The 18,625-nt window shown below is 73.1% G+C and carries 14 protein-coding genes; 9 read left to right on the top strand and 5 right to left on the bottom strand.

Annotated elements, in window-relative coordinates; genetic code table 11:
* Positions 1-613 precede the first annotated feature (613 nt).
* Positions 614-1,204, top strand: a complete 591-nt coding sequence (locus DER29_RS18045; RefSeq protein WP_121398391.1) for a hypothetical protein — start codon at positions 614-616, stop codon at positions 1,202-1,204.
* A gap of 131 nt (positions 1,205-1,335) precedes the next feature.
* On the opposite strand, the gene DER29_RS18040 is transcribed toward DER29_RS18045, so the two are convergent.
* On the bottom strand, positions 1,336-2,778 hold the full coding sequence (locus DER29_RS18040) for an MFS transporter (protein ID WP_121398390.1): 1,443 nt from the start codon (positions 2,776-2,778) through the stop codon (positions 1,336-1,338).
* An 85-nt stretch (positions 2,779-2,863) separates the two neighbouring features.
* The gene (locus tag DER29_RS18035) at positions 2,864-3,100 is read right to left on the bottom strand and encodes a hypothetical protein (RefSeq protein ID WP_121398389.1); all 237 of its coding nucleotides are present in this window, start codon (positions 3,098-3,100) and stop codon (positions 2,864-2,866) included.
* A 150-nt stretch (positions 3,101-3,250) separates the two neighbouring features.
* Here DER29_RS18035 and DER29_RS18030 point away from each other — a divergent pair, with 150 nt between their 5' ends.
* The 3 genes from DER29_RS18030 to DER29_RS18020 all read left to right on the top strand — a co-directional run bounded on the left by DER29_RS18030 (position 3,251) and on the right by DER29_RS18020 (position 6,653).
* Positions 3,251-4,381: a geranylgeranyl reductase family protein gene (locus tag DER29_RS18030; protein WP_121398388.1), complete on the top strand. Its 1,131-nt coding sequence runs from the start codon at positions 3,251-3,253 to the stop codon at positions 4,379-4,381.
* Between the two features lie 139 nt (positions 4,382-4,520).
* Complete coding sequence (locus DER29_RS18025; RefSeq protein ID WP_121398387.1) at positions 4,521-4,712, top strand: hypothetical protein; 192 nt, start codon at positions 4,521-4,523, stop codon at positions 4,710-4,712.
* Positions 4,713-4,976: 264 nt separating this feature from the next.
* Complete coding sequence (locus tag DER29_RS18020; RefSeq protein WP_121398386.1) at positions 4,977-6,653, top strand: ABC-F family ATP-binding cassette domain-containing protein; 1,677 nt, start codon at positions 4,977-4,979, stop codon at positions 6,651-6,653.
* A gap of 120 nt (positions 6,654-6,773) precedes the next feature.
* Here DER29_RS18020 and DER29_RS18015 read toward each other — a convergent pair whose 3' ends face one another.
* Positions 6,774-8,564 (bottom strand): bifunctional UDP-sugar hydrolase/5'-nucleotidase, encoded by a 1,791-nt coding sequence (locus tag DER29_RS18015; RefSeq protein ID WP_121398385.1) that lies wholly within the window; start codon positions 8,562-8,564, stop codon positions 6,774-6,776.
* A gap of 210 nt (positions 8,565-8,774) precedes the next feature.
* On the opposite strand from DER29_RS18015, the gene DER29_RS18010 reads away from it, so the two are divergent.
* Positions 8,775-9,677 (top strand): SDR family oxidoreductase, encoded by a 903-nt coding sequence (locus tag DER29_RS18010; protein WP_121398384.1) that lies wholly within the window; start codon positions 8,775-8,777, stop codon positions 9,675-9,677.
* A gap of 156 nt (positions 9,678-9,833) precedes the next feature.
* On the opposite strand, the gene DER29_RS18005 is transcribed toward DER29_RS18010, so the two are convergent.
* Entirely contained in the window at positions 9,834-10,493 is a 660-nt protein-coding gene (locus tag DER29_RS18005; RefSeq protein ID WP_233599890.1) for a nucleotidyl transferase AbiEii/AbiGii toxin family protein, read from the bottom strand.
* A complete protein-coding gene (locus tag DER29_RS18000) occupies positions 10,490-10,831 on the bottom strand; it encodes a hypothetical protein (RefSeq protein ID WP_121398382.1) in 342 nt (113 codons plus the stop codon). The genes DER29_RS18005 and DER29_RS18000 overlap by 4 nt, the downstream gene beginning before the upstream one ends.
* A 1,149-nt stretch (positions 10,832-11,980) precedes the next feature.
* Here DER29_RS18000 and DER29_RS17995 point away from each other — a divergent pair.
* From DER29_RS17995 to nrfD, 4 genes are all read left to right on the top strand, one after another.
* Positions 11,981-12,577, top strand: a complete 597-nt coding sequence (locus DER29_RS17995; RefSeq protein WP_121398381.1) for a hypothetical protein — start codon at positions 11,981-11,983, stop codon at positions 12,575-12,577.
* A gap of 439 nt (positions 12,578-13,016) precedes the next feature.
* Positions 13,017-16,316: a formate dehydrogenase gene (gene fdh, locus DER29_RS17985; protein ID WP_255421044.1), complete on the top strand. Its 3,300-nt coding sequence runs from the start codon at positions 13,017-13,019 to the stop codon at positions 16,314-16,316.
* Positions 16,306-17,442, top strand: a complete 1,137-nt coding sequence (locus tag DER29_RS17980) for a 4Fe-4S dicluster domain-containing protein (protein WP_121398379.1) — start codon at positions 16,306-16,308, stop codon at positions 17,440-17,442. The genes fdh and DER29_RS17980 overlap by 11 nt, the downstream gene beginning before the upstream one ends.
* On the top strand, positions 17,439-18,614 hold the full coding sequence (gene nrfD / locus DER29_RS17975) for an NrfD/PsrC family molybdoenzyme membrane anchor subunit (RefSeq protein WP_121398378.1): 1,176 nt from the start codon (positions 17,439-17,441) through the stop codon (positions 18,612-18,614). Before DER29_RS17980 ends, nrfD begins: the two co-directional genes overlap by 4 nt.
* The last annotated feature ends 11 nt before the right edge of the window (positions 18,615-18,625 follow it).

Genomic DNA, 18,625 nt, shown 5'->3' with positions numbered 1-18,625 from the left:
GTCCCCGCATCGGGGGCCGGCCGGTCCCGTCCATACCGGCTTCAGGGACGGTGGAGAGCGATCTTGGCAGGAAGGTGCCCCCTCCGAGGGCCGCCGTTTGCCAAGATCTCCGCGGCTCACCGATGAGTCGTGTGCGTGAGGTGTCCGGTTGGGTGTGGGTGTTCAAGAGAGGCGGGGTTGGCTCGTGTCCCGTCAGGTCATCCGGTGACGGTTGTCCGGTTTCGGGGTGTGATCGGGGGCATCGTGGGGGCGGAATCGTGGCGGGGGTGGGGTCGTTACACCCTGCGTACGACCGAGCAAGGCAAGGCCGCGCCGCCCGATGGGATGGTGGGCCGGGGCCCCGGAATGATGGCGGGCCGGCGGTCGTTACACATGGTCCGGCCGACGTGAGGGCATCCCCCGCCCCCGCGAGACAGCCCCGGTGCCGGCCTCTACGGCTCGGACAGTGGCCGGTAGGGCCGATCTGATCTTCCTTCGGTGTGACGCCGGAGATCCCTCCAGTTCGTGCTGGAGTTTCCCTCTTGAAGTTCATGGGCGCCGGACGGTGCTTGCATGCATCCGCGTAGCCGATCCCCCTCGGTGTGGGTGCCAACCCCCGAATGGAGCATCTTCGATGAACACGATCCTGCGTAAGAGCGTTCTTGGTGTTGCGGGTCTGGCGTTTGCCGGTGGTCTGGCTGCCGGTCCGCTGAACCACAGTGACGGCGCCGCCGTGGTGCAGTCGGCGGCCCCGATCACTGCCGTGGCGGTGGACAAGCCGGACATGGGCGTGTTGGTGCCGCATGGTGTGCAGGGTGCGCAGTCGCGTGTCGACCTGTCCGACGAGCAGGTCGCCAACGTCAAGGCCATCATCGCCGCGACGAAGAAGGCTGGCATGAACGAGCGGGCCGCCGTGGTGTCGATCGCGACCGCGTTGCAGGAGTCGAAGCTGGAGAACCTGGGTCATCTGGGTGACCGCAACGACCACGACTCGCAGGGCCTGTTCCAGCAGCGCCCCTCCAGCGGGTGGGGCACGGTCGAGCAGATCACCGACCCGGAGTACTCGACGACGGCGTTCCTGAAGGGCCTCAAGCAGGTCGACGGCTGGCAGGACATGCCGCTGACCGAGGCGGCGCAGACGGTGCAGGTGTCGGCGTACCCCGACCACTACGCCCAGTGGGAGCAGCAGGCCGCCGACCTCGTCGCCGAGCACTGGAACAGCTGACAACAGTGAACGAAACGCCGCTGGCCGGCACCCCACCCCGGGGTGCCGGCCAGCCGCATGTCGAGTGGCGGAGCCGGGCGGACCGGGGACGGCGACCGTCGCGGCTTCGACCAGCACGGCGAGCGCTGACATCACCGCCGGTGGCCGAGGGCGACGTCGACCAGGGCCGCGACCAGCGCGAGCGCGATCACGCCGGCGGCCAGCAGCAGCGAGTGCCGGAAGGCGAGCGAGAAGTTCCCACCGCTGGCGGCCAGCGAGGAGAAGAAGAGCGAGCCGACGGCGGCGATCCCGGCGGCGGAACCGATCCGCTGGCCGGTCTGGAGCATGCCCGCTCCGCTGCCCGCCTGCCGCACCGGCACCTGGGACAGGGTCAGCGTCTGGTTCGGCGCGATCACCAGGCCGCTGCCCAGCCCGGCCACCAGCAGGGGGGCCGCGGTCAGCCACGGCACGGCGGCGCCTCTCGGGGCCAGGTCGAGTACGACGACCACCGCGACGAGCCCGACCACCACGGTGAGCAGCCCGACCGCGACCAGGGGGCGCCCGAAGCGGTTGACGATGCGACCACCGAGCGCGGACGCCGCGGCCGAGCCCAGCGCGAACGGGGTGATGGCCAGGCCGGCGACCAGCGCGCTGTAGCCGAGGCCGTTCTGCAGATAGAGCGTGAAGATGAAGAAGATCGCGGTGAACCCGCCGAAGTAGACGAGCGCGATCAGCGACCCGAGGGTGTACGACCGGAAGCCGAACAGCCGCAGGTCGAACAGCGGTTCCTGGCGCCGGCCGTACCACCGTTCCCACGCCCCGAAGCCGGCCAGGGTGAGCAGCCCCGCCGGAACGAGCAGCCACTTCGCCGGGCCCCGCCACTCCTGCTGCACCAGCGGCAACAGCACGAGCAGCACTCCGACGCCGAGCAGCAGCACCCCGACGGGGTCCAGCCGCCGGTGGTCCCGTGGGCCGGCCGGTCGGCCGGGGAGCAGCCGCCAGCCGAGGACCACCGCGAGAACGCCGACCGGCACGTTGACGAAGAACACCCACCGCCAGCCGTGCGCCTCGCCGCCGATGGCGATCAGCAGGCCGCCGAGCAGCGGGCCGACGGCCGTGGAGATGCCGATGGTGGCGCCGAGCAGCCCGAACGGGCGACCCCGCTCCGGCCCCTGGAAGAGTTCCTGGATCAGCCCGGTGACCTGCGGGTTGACCACCCCGGCGGCGGCACCCTGGAGCAGCCGGGCCGCGATCAGCCACCCGGGCGAGGCGGCCAGCCCGGCCAGCGCGCTGGACAGCGTGAACAGGCCGATCCCGAAGACGAACGCGCTTCGCCGGCCGCGCGCGTCGCCGAAGCGGCCGGCGGAGACCAGCACCAGCCCGAACGTCAGGGCGTACCCGGAGAGCACCCACTGCAGGTCGCTGGGGGAGGCCCCGAGGGCGCGGTCGATCGACGGGACGGCGACGTTGACGATGCTCACGTCGAGCAGCGTCATGAAGGCGGCGACCAGCCCGACCCCGAGGGCCTGCCAGCGGCGCCGGTCGTCCGCCGACGCGGTGGCGTCGGCCGGTGGCGGCGCACCCGCCGGGCTCATCGTGCCTCCCGTGGACCGGTGATCGGGCATCGCCGAGCGCTACCCCGGTCCCCGGGAGGCGAACCATCGCGAGGCGCCCGGCGGCTCACGCCATCTGGCGGGCGCAGAACCGGGGCCCGAAGTCGAGCCCGGCCATCGGCGAGTCCTCCCGGTGCAACAGGTTCTTTTCGGTGAGCTGGCGCAGCGGCGCCCGCAACTGCTCCTCGGTGAGCCCGGCCTCCTCGGCGATCAGGTCGGGGTACGGCACCTGTCCCCGGGCCTCCAGCGCCGCGACCGCGTCGTACACCTTCTCCTCGACATCCGACAGTTGCACCTGCCGCATGGCCTTTCCTCCTTCGCCTGTCCCGCCCCTGCGCGGGCGGTCGCGCCGCGCGGTTACCCGGTGGACGGGGGAAGATGCCCACCCGATCGGGCGGTGCCGCGTGGCCGCGCCGTCGGCGCCGGACGCCGCGGCTTGCCCTAGGCTGCACCAGTGATCGTCTGGGATCTCGCCGTCGTCGGCGCCGGCCCCGCCGGGCTCTCCGCCGCCCACGCCGCCGCCCGCGCGGGCGTGCGCACGCTGGTCGTGGAGCGCGCCGCGCACCCGCGTTACAAGACCTGCGGGGGCGGTCTGATCGGCACCTCGCTCGCGGCGGTGGCCGGTCGGATCGAGGTGCCCGCGCACGACCGGGTCGACCGGGTGACGTTCACGCGCGACGGGCGACGCCGGTTCACCCGCCGCCATCGGAGCGGTCCGCTGGTGAGCATGGTGCGCCGGGAGGAGTTCGACGACCGGCTGCGTGCCGCCGCGGTCGCCGCGGGTGCCGAGGTGCGCGAGCGCGTCGCGGTCCGCGCGGTCGAGCAGGACCCCGACGTCGTACGCCTCAGACTCGCCGACGGGGACACCGTCCATGCGCGGGCGGTGGTCGGGGCGGACGGCTCCTCGGGAGTGACCGCCCGGCACGTGGGGGTGCGCCACCGGCAGGTGGACCTGGGGCTGGAACTGGAGCTGCCCGTGCCGCCGGAGGAGCAGGCCCGCTGGCGGGGCCGCCTCCTGCTGGACTGGGGTCCGCTGCCCGGCTCGTACGCCTGGGTCTTCCCGAAGGGCGACCGGCTGACGGTCGGGGTGATTGCCGCCCGGGGTGAGGGGGAGCGGACCAGGGCCTATCTGCGCGGGTTCGTCGACCGGCTGGGCCTGTCCGGGGTGGAGCCGGCGCACGACTCCGGCCATCTGACCCGCTGCCGGGCCGAGGATTCGCCGCTGCGTCGGGGCCGGGTGCTGGTCACGGGCGACGCGGCGGGGCTGCTGGAGCCGTGGAGCCGGGAGGGGATCAGCTACGCGCTGCGGTCCGGGGAGCTGGCGGGCGCGGCGGTCGCCGCGGGTGACCTGGCGGGCTACGACGGCGCGGTCGCGCGGGACCTGGTGCCGTCGATGCGTGCCGGGCACCGGCTGCTCGACGTGTTCGCCCGGCGGCCGGGAGTCTTCCATGCGTTGTTGGCCACGCCGCCGGGCTGGCGGATGTTCGTGCGGTTCTGCCAGGGCCGGGCGAGCTTCGACGAGACGTTGCGCCGCGCTCCCGTGCGGGCGGCGCTGGCGCTGCTGGACCGGCCGCCGGGCGGCTGAGCCCCGGCCGGTGCGTCGAAGGAGGTCTCCCTCGACGCAGGCGGCGCGCTCCGTCTTCCGCCCAGGATCCTAGGATGCCTTAGCGGTGGTGTTCGCCGTCACCAGAGCGGAGAATGATGGACGCCGAGGGAGAGAAGTGATGGCAGAGGACCGGTCCGGACCGTCGTTCACCGACGATGAGTACCGCTTCCTGCGCCACGTGCGCTTCGGCGAGATGCCGCCCGCGGTCCGCCCGGAGGAGCGGACCGCGCTGACCGAGACCGATCCGCGGCGGGACCAGCCGGATCCGGGCGACGAGCGGGACCGGTGGGACCTGCGGCACGGGGCCTGACGCCGTGCTCGGGGAGTTGCGGCGCAGCTCCCCGACGGTTCCGCCCGCTCTTCGTGCGGCGCGCCCGACGGAGCGAAATCCGGAGGAGCGGGCGCGCCGGCGCTGTTAACCTTGCCGTCATGGCACGAGGTATCTGGTCGCAGAAGGTCCGCTCCGCCCGCTGACGGCGGCGCCTGCTCTCTGCTGAATCCGCGCTCGCCGTCCCGGTTCCCGCCGGGCGGCCGCTTGCTGCTGCCCGGCTCCACCACGAGCTGCGGAGCACCCTTGAGCCTCACCCCGACCTCCGAAACCATGTCCCTGCCCGCCACGGCGGGCGATGCCGCGCACGTCCGCGCCCACGGCGTCACCGTCGTCCGCGGCTCCCGGCGCGTCCTGAACGACGTGTCGGTGACCGTCTCCACCCGGTCCCGGGTCGCCGTCGTCGGCGAGAACGGCCGCGGCAAGACGACGCTGCTGCACGTCCTCGCCGGCCTGATCTCGCCCGACGAGGGCACCGTGCACCGGGCCGGCACGATCGGCCTGGCCCGTCAGGAGTTGTCCGCGCGTGACGGTGAGACCGTCGGCACCCTGACGTCGGCGGCGCTGGCCGCGTCGCTCGCGGCCCTCGCCGCGCTGGACGAGGCGTCGCTCGCCGTGGCCGCGGGCGATCCCGGTGCCGACGACCGCTATGCCGCCGCGCTCGAGGCCGCCACCGGGCTCGACGCGTGGGACGCCGAGCGCCGCCTCGATGTCGCCCTCGAGGCCCTCGGCGCGTGCACGGACCGCGACTGCGCGTTGTCGCAGCTCTCGGTCGGGCAGCGCTACCGGGTACGGCTGGCCTGCCTGCTCGGCGCGCGGCACGACGTGCTGCTGCTCGACGAGCCGACCAACCACCTCGACGCCGACGGGCTGGACTTCCTGACCCGCCGGCTGCGTGAGCACGAGGGCGGCCTCGCCGTCGTCAGCCACGACCGGGCGCTGCTACGCGACGTCGCGGACCGGTTCCTCGACCTCGACCCGACCCGCGACGGGACGCCGCGCCTGTACGCCGGCGGCTATGACGCCTGGCAGGACGCCCGGCGCCGCGAACGTGAGGCCTGGGAGCAGGACTACGAGGAGCAGCAGGCCGAGCACCAGCGGCTGCAGAGCGCGGTGTCCAAGGCTCGCGACCGGCTCTCCACCGGCTGGCGGCCGGACAAGGGGACCGGTAAACACCAGCGCCAGTCCCGCGCGCCGGGCGTCGTGCAGGCGCTGCACCGGCAGCAGGACGCCCTGCGGGCGCACCGGATCGACGTGCCCGAGCCGCCGCCGACCCTGCGGTGGCCCGACCTGAGCGTCCGGCCGGGTGCGCCACAGTTGCGGGCGTACGGCGTCGCCGTCGACGGGCGCCTGGCCGGAACGGTCGACCTCACCCTCGACGGCGGCGACCGGCTGCTGGTCACCGGGGCGAACGGTGCCGGGAAGTCCACGCTGCTCGCGGTGCTGGCCGGCGCGCTCCGGCCCACGCAGGGACGCGTCTGGACGGCGAAGGAGGCCCGGATCGCCCGGATCGACCAGGAGACCGCCGGGCACGACCCCGGCCTCACCGCCCGGGAGGTCCACGCCCGTCACGTGGGGCGGCTGGTGGCCGGCGGGGTGCTCCGCGACGCCGACGCCGTCCCGCTCGGGGCGCTCGGGCTGCTGGACTCCGACGCGATGCGCACGCCGGTCGGGCGGATGTCGCAGGGGCAGCAGCGGCGCCTCGACCTGGCGTTGGCGCTGGCCGGGCGGCCCGGGCTGATCCTGCTCGACGAGCCGACCAACCACCTGTCGTCGGCGCTGGTCGACGAGCTGACCGACGCGATCCGTGCCACGAGCGCCGCCGTCGTGGTCGCCACCCACGACCGGCAACTGCTGCGGGACCTCGCCGACTGGCCGCGTCTGGAGATCGGGGGTCGGGTCGCCGGCCACGAACGACGGTGACCCAGCTCGCCGCGCCGGCCCGGCCCGCCGCCACGTCGCGTACGGGCCGGGCCGGCGCGGCCGCGGCGGGCACCGGGTGGGCCGTGGGCGGATCGTCCACGGCCCACCCGGTGATCGGGATCAGAAGACCGGCACGCCCTCGCGTACGAGCCGCCAGTTCGGCTGGTAGAAGTCCGCCGGGTCGATGGTGCCCTTGGCCTGCGCCCAGTCGATCAGCAGCTGACGGATCTCCTGCTGCTCGTTGTAGACCTGGGTCTTCACGATGCCGGGGAAGTTGCCGCCGCCGCTGCGCCGGTAGTTGTTCACCGCCACCACGAACTGCGCGTTGTCCGCCACCGGCGTGTCGGTGCCGGGCAGCACCAGGCGGGTGACGCGCTGCCCCACCGGCTTGGAGATGTCGATGTCGTACTCCAGGCCGGAGAAGACGTCGTAGTTGTAGTCCGGCACGGCCGGGTCGCTGATCGCGGCCGGGTCGACCGGGGCGCCGGGGGCGAGGGTCCGGAAGTACTTCGCCGAGTACTCCAGGTAGGCGCGCACCTCGGCGCCGCTGAGCACGACCGCCTCGAGGGTGTTGTCGAAGACGTACAGCCCGGCCACGTCGCGGATCTTCACGTCGCCGGCGGGGAAGACCGCGGTCCGGCTGAACGGCGCCGCGATCGACAGCACCGGCAGGTCCGCGTACGAGGTGCCGGCCAGCGCCTGACCGACGACCTCGGTCTGCACGTGGTTGATGAAGTCAAGGATCGGGGTGTCCCGGTAGCGGCTCTCCGCCGCCGAGAGCTCCACGGTGGAGCGGGCCACGACCTGGTTGACGTACGCCACGGTCTTCTGGTGCTGCGCCCGTACGGCGGCGAGGACCTTCGGGTCCTCGGCCACGGTGTTGGTGTTCAACAGGGCGGCGGTCTTCTTGGTGATCTTCCAGCGGCCGCGCTCGCGGGCCAGGCTGAAGTCCATCCGGCTCAGCCGCTGGCCCCACTTCGACGGCTCGGTGAGCAGCACCTGCTCGCCGGTCCGCTCGTTGGTCACGAACTTCTCCGCGACCTCGGCGTGGGCGTGGCCGAACAGGATCGCGTCGATGCCGGGGACCTGCTGGGCGATCAGCGCCGTCGGGTTCTCGATCGGCAGCTCCGGGCCGTAGCTGGAGGTACCGCTGTCGCCGCCGTGGGCGGAGATCAGCACGATGTCGGCGCCGCGCGCCCGCATGATCGGCACGTACTTCGCGGCGGTGGCGATCATGTCGTCGAACCGCAGCTTGCCCTCGACGTTGGCCCTGTCCCAGATCGCGCTGCCCGGGTTGGTCAGGCCGAGGATGCCGACCCGCAGCGGCGGTGCGGCGAAGCCGACGGAGACCTTCTTGATGATGAACGGCAGGAAGGCCGGCTTGCCGGTGGCGACGTTGACGGCGTTCGCGGCCAGCGCCGGGAAGCCCAGCTGCGAGATCCACTTCGCCAGCAGCGGCAGGCCGTAGTTGAACTCGTGATTGCCCAGCGTCACGGCGTCGTAGCCGAGCACGTTCATCGCGTTGGCCATCGGGTGCGTCGCACCGGTGGTGGTGATGGGTTCCTGCTTGGCGTAGAAGGTGGCCAGCGGCGTGCCCTGGATCGTGTCGCCGGCGTCCAGCACCAGCGTCGCCCGGCCCCGCCGCTCGGCGCGGATCTGCTTGACCAGCGCGGCCAGCTTGGCGACGCCCACGTCGTTGTGCTTGCTGTCGTCGTACTCGGCGTCGGAGTAGTAGTCCCAGTTGTAGACGTTGCCGTGGGTGTCCGAGGTGCCGAGGATCGTGAGGTCCCAGGTCCGCGACCGGGCCGCGCCGGCCGCCTGGGCGGGGGTGGCGGCGATCAGCGGGACGCTCGCCGCCGCGGCCGCGGCGGCGAGCACCGTCCGACGCGACGGGCCGGAGGGAGAGGTCATGAGGTGCCCTTCCATGGGGTTCTGGGCGCCCGATGAGCGCCGAGCGCACCATAAACGAGCGGCGGTCACTCCTGCCACAGCAGCCCGAGGTGTTTCATCACACCGGCCCACCCGGACCTGTCCGTGTAACACCGCGCCGGCCGTTTCCGCTTGCCGCCGCAGGGTACGGCGTTGGAGACCCAGACCCGACCGGTGCGCGAGGAGACGTCGGTGAGCGAGGACCAGCACACCCAGCAGGACCCCACCAGCCAGTACGGCCAGCAGGAGGGACAACCGAAGCAGCAGCAGACGCCGCCCGGCTCGACTCAGGAGATGACCCCGAAGCCGGACCACGGCGAGGAGTCGTACCGCGGCAGCGGCAAGCTCGACGGCCGGCGGGCGGTGATCACCGGTGGTGACTCCGGCATCGGCCGCGCGATCGCCATCGCGTACGCCCGGGAGGGCGCCGACGTGCTGATCTCCTACCTCAGCGAGGAGGAGGACGCCGACGCCCGCGAGACCGTCCGGCTGGTCGAGGAGGCCGGCCGCAAGGGCATCGCGGTACGCGGGGACATCACCGACGAGGGGCACTGCCAGGAGCTGATCGATCGGGCCGTGCGTGACCTCGGCGGGATCGACGTCCTGGTCAACAACGCGGCCTACCAGATGGCACAGGACAAGGGCATCCTCGGCATCAGCGACGAGCAGTTCGACCGGGTGCTGAAGACCAACCTGTACGCGATGTTCTGGCTCTGCCGGGCGGCCGTGCCGCACATGGCCGAGGGTTCGGCGATCATCAACACCTCGTCGATCCAGGCGTTCGACCCGTCGCCGCAGCTGCTGGACTACGCCACCACCAAGGCGGGGATCGCCAACTTTACCAAGGCGCTCGCCGCCGACCTGGCCGAGCGGGGGATCCGGGTGAACGCGGTGGCGCCGGGCCCGATCTGGACGCCGCTGATCCCGGCGACGATGCCGAACGAGAAGGTCGAGAAGTTCGGCCAGGACACCCCGGAGGGACGCCCCGGCCAGCCGGCCGAGCTGGCCCCGGCGTACGTCTTCTTCGCCTCCCAGGAGTCCAGCTACGTCACCGGCGAGATCCTCGGCGTCACGGGCGGCCGCCCCACAAAGTGACCCGCCCCCGCGCCTTGGCCCCGCGCCCCTGGCCCGCGTCGATCATGCACTTCCGGTGCCCCGCGAAAGGGAAGGATCGGCCACTTTTCGCCCACCGAAAGTGCATGATCGACGCGGGAGATGCGGGTGTGGGGCTGGGGTGGGCGGGTGGGGTGGTCAGCGGGGCCAGGGGGTCAGGCGGGTGCGGACCTGGGCGATGGCGGCGGGGTCCAGGCCGTAGCGGGCGAACCGGCGGTCGGGCAGCCGGTCCAGGTAGCGTCCGGCGGCGCGGACGTCGTCCTCGTCCAGGGCCGGGTCGAGCTGGCGGGCCAGTTCCAGCAGCTCCGCCACGTCGTGGTGCTCCAGGGCCGCCGCGACGTCGATGTAGTCCCGGACCTCCCGCCGGTTGACCAGGGCGGCGGTCTTGTTCGCCATCAGGTCCCGCACGTCCATCACCGGGCCGAGGTCCATCACCACGGGGCTACGGTGCCGGTCGAGGCGGGCCAGACTGAGCCGGATGAGCCGCCCGTCCCGGCTCACCACGAAGTCCCTCAAATCCCGGTCGAAGCCGTCGAACAGCTCAGCCAGTTCGCTGTCGGGATCGGCGTCGGTCACCTCGAACCCGGCCCGCTCCAGCGCCGTCCGCACCCCGTCCGCCGCCGCGGCGGCAGCCCCCTCCACGTCCGCGAACAGGTCCACGTCCTCCGTCGGGCGGGTCACGAGCCCGTGCGCGGCCCAGGCCACCCCGCCGCCGAGCACGAACCGGTACGGCCCGGCAGCCGACAGGGCCACCCGGGCCACCTCGCGATAGAACTCGTGCGGGTGTGCGGTGCTCACGCCGTACGCAGCCCCCGGTGGCGGCTCTCCCACGCCTGGCGTACGCCCCGGGGCAGGTTGAGCAGTCGCCACACCCGGCGCAGCGTGCGCCCGTTGATGAGCAGCCGGAGATCCTCCGCGCGGGTGGTCTCCCGCAGCACGTTCTCGTACATCCAGAGCAGCTCGTCCGGGTCGCCCAGGTCGAAGGTGCGGTCGGCGTTCCACATCAGCCGCACCGGCAGTTCCACCACGCCACGGGTGGGGCCGGTCAGCTCGGTGAGGGTGCGGGCCACCACGGCGGGCCGGCCCGGACGGGCCAGGTGGGCCGCGCGGGTCGGAGCGGGGGAGAGGGCCTGCATGCTGTCAGGGTAACCCCAGGTCGGGCCGCTGGGGATCGCGGTTTCGCCGGTGTCGCGGCGTGGCGGGCGCGGTCGGGACGGTTTTCGCGTTCCTCGGCTTCGGTTCGTGCAGGTCGCCGTGGCTGGGTTCGACGTGGTCGTCGTGGTGGCTGCGCGGTGTCGGGTGGTTGCGGGCGTGGGTTGGCTTTGCGGTTCGGTGGTTGCGTGGCAACTCCCATGGTTGCGCGGGTCGGGTGCGCGCTCGGTGCCGGGTGATTGCGCCCGCACCGTGTCCGGCCGGTGTGCGGCTTCGGGTTGGTTGCGGAGCGTGGGAGTGGTTGCCCACACGTGGGGTGGTTGTGCGCGGGTGGGGTGGTTGTGCGGACCTGGGTGGTTGCGCGCACGTGGGGTGGTTGCGGTTGCGTCGGGGTGGGGGTGTGGCCCGCCGTGCCCGGCTCCGGGCGGTCAGGCTTGATCCCTGCGCCGGGCACGGCGGGCCACACCCCGTCGGTGCCCACTCTTGCGCCCGCCCGCCGGCCTCCTTCCAGATCTTGGCGAGAAGCGGCCCCTCCAGGGGCCGTTTCCTACCAAGATCTCCACCGTTCACCCACCGACCCACCTGTGACCGGTGTCCGGTTTCGTGACGGCTGTCCCGTGCGGGCTTGGCCGAGCAGGCGCCCGGATCGTGATCGCGTCGCGGGACGACGCGGGTGCCGGGTTTCGGCGTGTGATCGGGGGCATCGTGGGGGCGGAATCGTGGCGGGGGTGGGGTCGTTACACCCTGCGTACGACCGAGCAAGGCAAGCGTCGCCGTCGGTGAGCCGCCGGGCGACCTCGGCCCAAGGCCGCGCCGCCCGATGGGATGGTGGGCCGGGGCCCCGGAATGATGGCGGGCCGGCGGTCGTTACACATGGTCCGGCCGACGTGAGGGCAACCCCCGCCCGCGCAGCCGACCTGAGGGCATCTCCCGCCCGCGACCTTGCGACTAGCACAGGTCGGACACGCAGCCGGTACGGCTGATCTGATCTTTCCTCCGGTGCGACGCCGGAGATCCCCCTCCAGTTCGTGCTGAAGTTTCCCTCTTCAAGTTCATGAGCGCCGGACGGTGCTTGCATCCGCGTAGCCGATCCCCCTCGGTGCGGGTGCCAACCCCCGAATGGAGCATCTCTGATGAACACGATCATTCGTAACAGCGTGCTCGGTATCGCCGGTCTGGCGTTCGCCGGTGGTGTGGCCGCCGGCCCGATGACCGACACCACCCACACCAGCGCCCCGAGCGTGGACACCACCGCCGTCGCCGTCGCCGTGCGCGCCGACAAGCCGGACATGGGCACGCTGGTGCCGCATGGTGTGCAGGGTGCGCAGTCGCGTGTCGACCTGTCCGACGAGCAGGTCGCCAACGTCAAGGCCATCATCGCCGCGACGAAGAAGGCCGGCATGAACGAGCGGGCCGCCGTGGTGTCGATCGCGACCGCGTTGCAGGAGTCGAAGCTGGAGAACCTGGGTCATCTGGGTGACCGCAACGACCACGACTCGCAGGGCCTGTTCCAGCAGCGCCCCTCCAGCGGGTGGGGCACCGTCGAGCAGATCACCGACCCGGAGTACTCGACGACGGCGTTCCTGAAGGGCCTCAAGCAGGTCGACGGGTGGCAGGACATGCCCCTGACGAAGGCGGCGCAGACGGTGCAGGTGTCGGCGTACCCCGACCACTACGCCCAGTGGGAGCAGCAGGCCGCCGACCTCGTCGCCGAACACTGGAACAGCTGACCCGGACACGGACACGACTGACACAGACTTTCCACCACAAGGGGGATCGCCGGCCGGCACCCGAACCCGGGGTGCCGGCCGGCGGCACATCCGCCGCCGGTGGAACATCGCAGGCCGTCGGCTGGTTGAATGAGGTGTCGGTGTGTCCAGTGTCCCCGGGCCTCACCTAAATTGCCTTCGCGGAATACCGTCCGGCTGGAGCCGCGTCGCGCCACTCGCCGAGAGGCGACCTGCACACCGACACCGGCGCCACCCCCGAGCCTCCGGGCCCGGGGGTGGCGCTGTCTTCCCGCCGGTCCCGGTCATGGCGCGCACGTAGCGCGGGGGAGCGGGGGGCGACCGCCGGGGTGGCGATCCGCGGCCCGGGTCGCGGTCCCGCGCGGCCTGGCCTATGTTCATGTTGGCGGTGTCAGACGGGCCGGGAGAGGGGGTGCCGCGCGTGGGCCTGCGGACCTTCATCCAGGGCTGGCCGGTCTATCGGCAACTCACCGGCACCGACCCGCTGGGCCGGGGCGCCGCGGCGCAGTCCGGCCGCTCGGCGGAGTTGACCGCCCGCACCGAGACCGCCGACAGCGTGGCGCGTTCGGTGTGCCCCTACTGCGCGGTCGGCTGCGGCCAGCGCGTCTTCGTCAAGGACAACGAGGTCACCCAGATCGAGGGCGACCCGGACAGCCCGATCTCCCGGGGCCGGCTGTGTCCGAAGGGATCGGCCAGCAAGAGCCTCGTCACCAGCCCTCTGCGGCAGACGAAGGTCCGCTACCGGCGGCCCTACGCCACCGAGTGGGAGGATCTGGAGCTCGACGTCGCGCTCGACATGATCGCCGACCGGATCCTCGCAGCGCGCGCGGAGACCTGGGAGGACGTCGACGCGCAGGGCCGGCCGCTCAACCGCACGCTCGGCATCTCCAGCCTGGGCGGGGCGACGCTCGACAACGAGGAGAACTACCTCATCAAGAAGCTGTTCACGGCGATGGGGGCGCTCCAGATCGAGAACCAGGCGCGCATTTGACACTCCGCCACCGTCCCCGGTCTGGGGGCCAGCTTCGGTCGCGGTGGCGCGACGGACTTCCAGCAGGACGTCGCCAACGCTGACGTCATCGTCATCCAGGGCTCGAACATGGCCGAGGCCCACCCGGTGGGCTTCCAGTGGGTGATGGAGGCCAAGCGGCGCGGCGCCAAGGTGTTCCACGTCGATCCGCGGTTCACCCGTACCAGCGCGGTGGCCGACACGTACCTGCCGATCCGTGCGGGCTCCGACATCGCGCTGCTCGGTGGCGTGGTGCGCTACATCCTGGAGAACGAGCTGGACTTCCGGGAGTACGTGCTGGCGTACACCAACGCCGCGACGATCGTCAGCGAGCGCTTCGTCGACACCGAGGACGGCGACGGCTTCTTCTCGGGGTTCGACCCGGAGACGGGCAGCTACGTCCAGGACTCCTGGCAGTACGCGGGCCACGAGTCCGACTCCGGCAGCGGGCACACCGCGAAGGAGCGGGACACCGCCGCCGGGCTGCGCCACGAGTCGCACGGCGCCGAGGTGGGCGGGCAGGTCGAGCGGGACGAGTCGTTGCAGCACCCGCGCTGCGTCTACCAGATCCTCAGGCGGCACTTCGCCCGCTACACCCCGGAGATGGTGGAGCGGGTCTGCGGCATCCCCCGGGAGAAGTTCCTGGAGCTGGCGCGGGCCTGGACGCAGAACTCGGGTCGGGAGCGCACCGGCGTGCTGATCTACTCCGTGGGGTGGACGCAGCACAGCGTCGGCGTGCAGTACATCCGTACCGGCGCGATCATCCAGCTGCTGCTGGGCAACATGGGCCGCCCCGGCGGGGGCATCCTGGCGCTGCGCGGGCACGCCAGCATCCAGGGCTCCACTGACATCCCGACGCTGTTCAACCTGCTCCCCGGCTACCTGCCGATGCCGCACCACGCCGACCACCCCACCTTCGACGAGTGGGTGGACAGCATCCGCCACCCGGGCCAGAAGGGCTTCTGGGGCAACGCCCGCGCCTACGCGGCGAGCCTGCTCAAGGCGTACTGGGGCGACGCGGCGACGCCCGAGAACGACTTCTGCTACGGGTACATGCCCCGGATGACCGGCGACCACGGGACGTACCAGCAGGTGCTGAACATGATCGACGGGAAGGTGCGGGGCTACTTCCTGCTCGGCCAGAACCCGGCGGTCGGCTCGGCGCACGGCCGGGCGCAGCGCCTGGGCATGGCGAACCTGGACTGGCTGGTGGTCCGCGATCTGTTCATGATCGAGAGCGCCACGTTCTGGCGCAACAGTCCCGAGGTCGCCACCGGCGAGATCGTGCCGGAGCAGTGCAAGACGGAGGTGTTCTTCCTGCCGGCCGCCTCGCACGTGGAGAAGGAGGGCACCTTCACCCAGACCCAGCGGCTGCTGCAGTGGCGGGAGAAGGCCGTCGACCCGCCGGGCGACGCCCGCTCCGAGCTGTGGTTCTTCTACCATCTCGGGCGCCGGCTGCGGGAGAAGCTGGCCGGCTCCGACCTGCCGCGCGACCGGGCGCTGCTCGACCTGGCCTGGGACTATCCCACGCACGGCCCGCACGCCGAGCCGAGCGCCGAGGCGGTGCTGCGCGAGATCAACGGCTACGAGGTGGCGACCGGCCGCCCGCTGTCCGCGTTCGCCGAGGCCCGCGACGACGGCTCCACCGCCGTCGGCTGCTGGATCTACTCCGGGGTGTACGCCGGCGGCGTCAACCAGGCGGCGCGGCGCAGGTCGCGCCACGAGCAGGACTGGGTGGCCGCCGAGTGGGGCTGGGCGTGGCCGGCGAACCGGCGCACCCTGTACAACCGGGCCTCGGCGGACCCGCAGGGCCGGCCGTGGAGCGAACGCAAGCGCTACGTCTGGTGGGACCCGGACGCCGGGGAGTGGACCGGCTACGACGTGCCGGACTTCGAGCGGACCAAGCCGCCGACGTACCGGCCGCCGGAGGGCGCGTCTGGCCCGGAGGGGATCGCCGGCGACGACCCGTTCGTCATGCAGGGCGACGGCAAGGGCTGGCTGTACGCGCCCAGCGGCGTGTTGGACGGCCCGCTGCCGACGCACTACGAGCCGGCCGAGTCGCCGGTGCGCAACCCGTTCTACCGGCAGCAGGCCAATCCGACCCGCAAGGTGTACGCGCACCCGGTGAACTCGGTGAACCCGAGCCCGCCGCAGGAGCACAGTCAGGTCTTCCCGTACGTGTTCACGGTCAGCCGGCTCACCGAGCACCACACGGCGGGCGGGATGAGCCGTACGGTGCGGCCCCTGGCGGAGCTGCAACCGGAGATGTTCGTCGAGGTGTCCCCGGAGTTGGCCGCGGAGGCGGACCTGGCGCACCTGGGCTGGGCGCACCTGGTCAGCGGGCGGGCGGTCATCGAGGCGAAGGTGCTGGTCACCGACCGGCTCAGCCCGCTGCGCGTGGACGGTCGGGTGATCCACCAGGTGTGGCTGCCGTACCACTTCGGGTTCGAGGGCCTGGTGACCGGCGACTCGGCCAACGACCTGTTCGGGATCACCCTGGACCCCAACGTGCTGATCCAGGAGAGCAAGATCGGTACCTGTGACGTGCGGCCCGGTCGGCGGCCCACCGGCCCGGCCCTGCTGGACCTGGTGGCGGACTACCAGCGGCGGGCGGGCATCGTCCCCGGCCACCCGGCCCCGACGCTCACCCCGGGGGCGGTTCCCCCGCCGGCTCCCGCCGACGGCGCCGGGGAGGGCCGCGATGCTTCCTGACCCGCACAGCCTGTCCGGGCCGCTGGATCCCGCCCCGGAGGCCGGCTGGACCGACGCCCCGCCCCGGATGGGCTTCTTCACCGACACCAGCGTCTGCATCGGCTGCAAGGCGTGCGAGGTGGCCTGCAAGGAGTGGAACGACGTCCCCGGCTCGGGGCTGGACCTGCTCGGCATGTCGTACGACAACACCGGCGCGCTGACCGCGAACTCGTGGCGGCACGTCGCGTTCGTCGAGCAGCCCCGCCCGGCCGGGCACCGCAGCCCGCCGTTCGCCGGTACGCCGACGGGCGGCTCGGTCAGCGCCTCGTCGGCGGCCGTGGCCGCCGGCGTGGGCAATCCGACCGGCACCGAGCCGGGGGTGCCGCCGGGCGCGGCGGACGCGGCCGCACGGATGGTCGACGGCACCGGCTCGGGGACCGGCGCCGGCGGCGCGAGCAGCACCGGCGCGGGCACGGGCCCCGCCGCCACGGGCACGGCCGACCGGACCGGCGGGCCGGAGTTCCTGGGGATGCCCGGGGCGCAGCCGCCGGGGCGCGCGGGGGGCGCGGAGGGGCGCACCGACTTCCGCTGGCTGATGATGTCCGACGTCTGCAAGCACTGCACCCACGCGGCCTGCCTCGACGTCTGCCCGACCGGCTCGTTGTTCCGCACCGAGTTCGGCACGGTGGTGGTGCAGGAGGACATCTGCAACGGCTGCGGCTACTGCATCTCCGCCTGCCCGTACGGCGTGATCGACCAGCGCAAGGGCGACGGCCGGGCGTGGAAGTGCACGCTGTGCTACGACCGGATCGGCGCGGGCAACACCCCCGCCTGCGCGCAGGCGTGCCCCACCGAGTCCATCCAGTACGGCCCCCTCGACGAGCTGCGGGAGCGGGCCGCGGCCCGGGTGGCGACGCTGCACGAGCGGGGCGTGCCCGAGGCGCGGCTCTACGGGCACGACCCGGGCGACGGGGTCGGCGGCGACGGCGCGTTCTTCCTGCTGCTCGACGAGCCCGAGGTGTACGGGCTGCCCCCGGACCCGGTGGTCACCACCCGGGACCTGCCGAAGATGTGGAAGCGGGCGGGCCTGGCCGCGCTCGCGATGGCGGCGGCGGCCGTGGCCGCGTTCGTGGGAGGTTCCTCGTGACCGCGGATCGCCCGGTCGGCGACCTGTTCCGCCGCTTCCGCGACCGCCTCGACGCCGGCACCGGGGCGGGTGGCCCCCGGCTGGCCGGCGATGGGACGGACGCGCCGGGCGTGGGCCGCCCGGCCGGGGGCGACGCCCCCGGGGCGGTCGCGCCGCGGGGCGACGCGCCGGCGCCCGCGGCGCCCGCCAGCCGCGGGCGGCGGCGGGGCCGGCGTGGCGGCGAGGAGCTGGCCGTCCCGGAGGCCGAGTTCACCTCCTACTACGGCCGTCCCATCCTCAAGGCGCCGGTCTGGAAGTGGGACATCGCCGCGTACCTGTTCACCGGCGGGCTGGCGGCCGGTTCGTCGCTGCTCGCGGCGGGCGGGCAGCTCACCGGCCGTCCCGCGTTGCGCCGCGCCGGCCGGGTCGCCTCCCTGGCGGCGGTCACCGCCAGCACCGTCTTCCTGATCAAGGACCTGGGGCGGCCCGCCCGGTTCCACCACATGCTGCGGGTGGCCAAGCCCACCTCGCCCATGTCCGTGGGCACCTGGATCCTCAGCGTCTTCGGCCCGGCCGCCGGGATCGCGGCGGTCGCCGAGGGCGCGTCGTGGCTGCCCGGGCGCGGCCTGCCGGGGCTCGTCCGCCGGGCGCTGCCGCCGGTCGGGCACGCCGCCGGGCTGGCCGCCGCGGCGACCGCGCCGGCGCTGGCCACGTACACCGGGGTGCTGCTGGCCGACACGGCGGTGCCGTCCTGGCACGAGGCGTACCCGCAACTGCCGACCATCTTCGCGGGCAGCGCCCTGGCCAGCGGCGCGGGAGTGGGACTGATCGCCGCGCCCGCCGCGCAGGCCGGGCCCGCCCGCCGGATGGCGGTGGCGGGCGCGGCCCTGGAGCTGTACGGCGCACACCAGGTGGAGACCCGCCTCGGGCTGCTCAGTGAGCCCTACCGCACCGGTCGGGCCGGTCGACTGCTGCGCGCCGGGCGGGCCCTGACGGCGGTCGGGGTGGCCGGCGCGCTGCTGGGCCGGCGCAGCCGGACGCTCTCCGCGCTGTCCGGGGTGGCTCTGCTGGGCGCCTCGGTGGCGACCCGGTTCGGCATCTTCGAGGGTGGCGTGGCCTCGGCGAAGGATCCGAAGTACACGGTGGTGCCGCAGCGGGAGCGCCTCGAGCGGCGCCGCGCCGCCGAGGGCTGACGCCCTCCCGC

The sequence above is a fragment of the Micromonospora sp. M71_S20 genome (genome assembly GCF_003664255.1).
In the GTDB taxonomy this organism is placed as follows: Bacteria; Actinomycetota; Actinomycetes; order Mycobacteriales; family Micromonosporaceae; genus Micromonospora.
This window is presented reverse-complemented; position numbering and strand designations above follow the sequence as displayed.

Excerpts from the sequence above, each read along its gene's own strand:
- DER29_RS18045 (WP_121398391.1), top strand. The coding sequence starts at position 614 with ATGAACACGATCCTGCGTAAGAGCGTTCTTGGTGTTGCGGGTCTGGCG.
- DER29_RS18040 (WP_121398390.1), bottom strand. The coding sequence starts at position 2,778 with ATGAGCCCGGCGGGTGCGCCGCCACCGGCCGACGCCACCGCGTCGGCG.
- DER29_RS18035 (WP_121398389.1), bottom strand. The coding sequence starts at position 3,100 with ATGCGGCAGGTGCAACTGTCGGATGTCGAGGAGAAGGTGTACGACGCG.
- DER29_RS18025 (WP_121398387.1), top strand. The coding sequence starts at position 4,521 with ATGGCAGAGGACCGGTCCGGACCGTCGTTCACCGACGATGAGTACCGC.
- DER29_RS18015 (WP_121398385.1), bottom strand. The coding sequence starts at position 8,564 with ATGACCTCTCCCTCCGGCCCGTCGCGTCGGACGGTGCTCGCCGCCGCG.
- DER29_RS18000 (WP_121398382.1), bottom strand. The coding sequence starts at position 10,831 with ATGCAGGCCCTCTCCCCCGCTCCGACCCGCGCGGCCCACCTGGCCCGT.
- DER29_RS17995 (WP_121398381.1), top strand. The coding sequence starts at position 11,981 with ATGAACACGATCATTCGTAACAGCGTGCTCGGTATCGCCGGTCTGGCG.
- DER29_RS17980 (WP_121398379.1), top strand. The coding sequence starts at position 16,306 with ATGCTTCCTGACCCGCACAGCCTGTCCGGGCCGCTGGATCCCGCCCCG.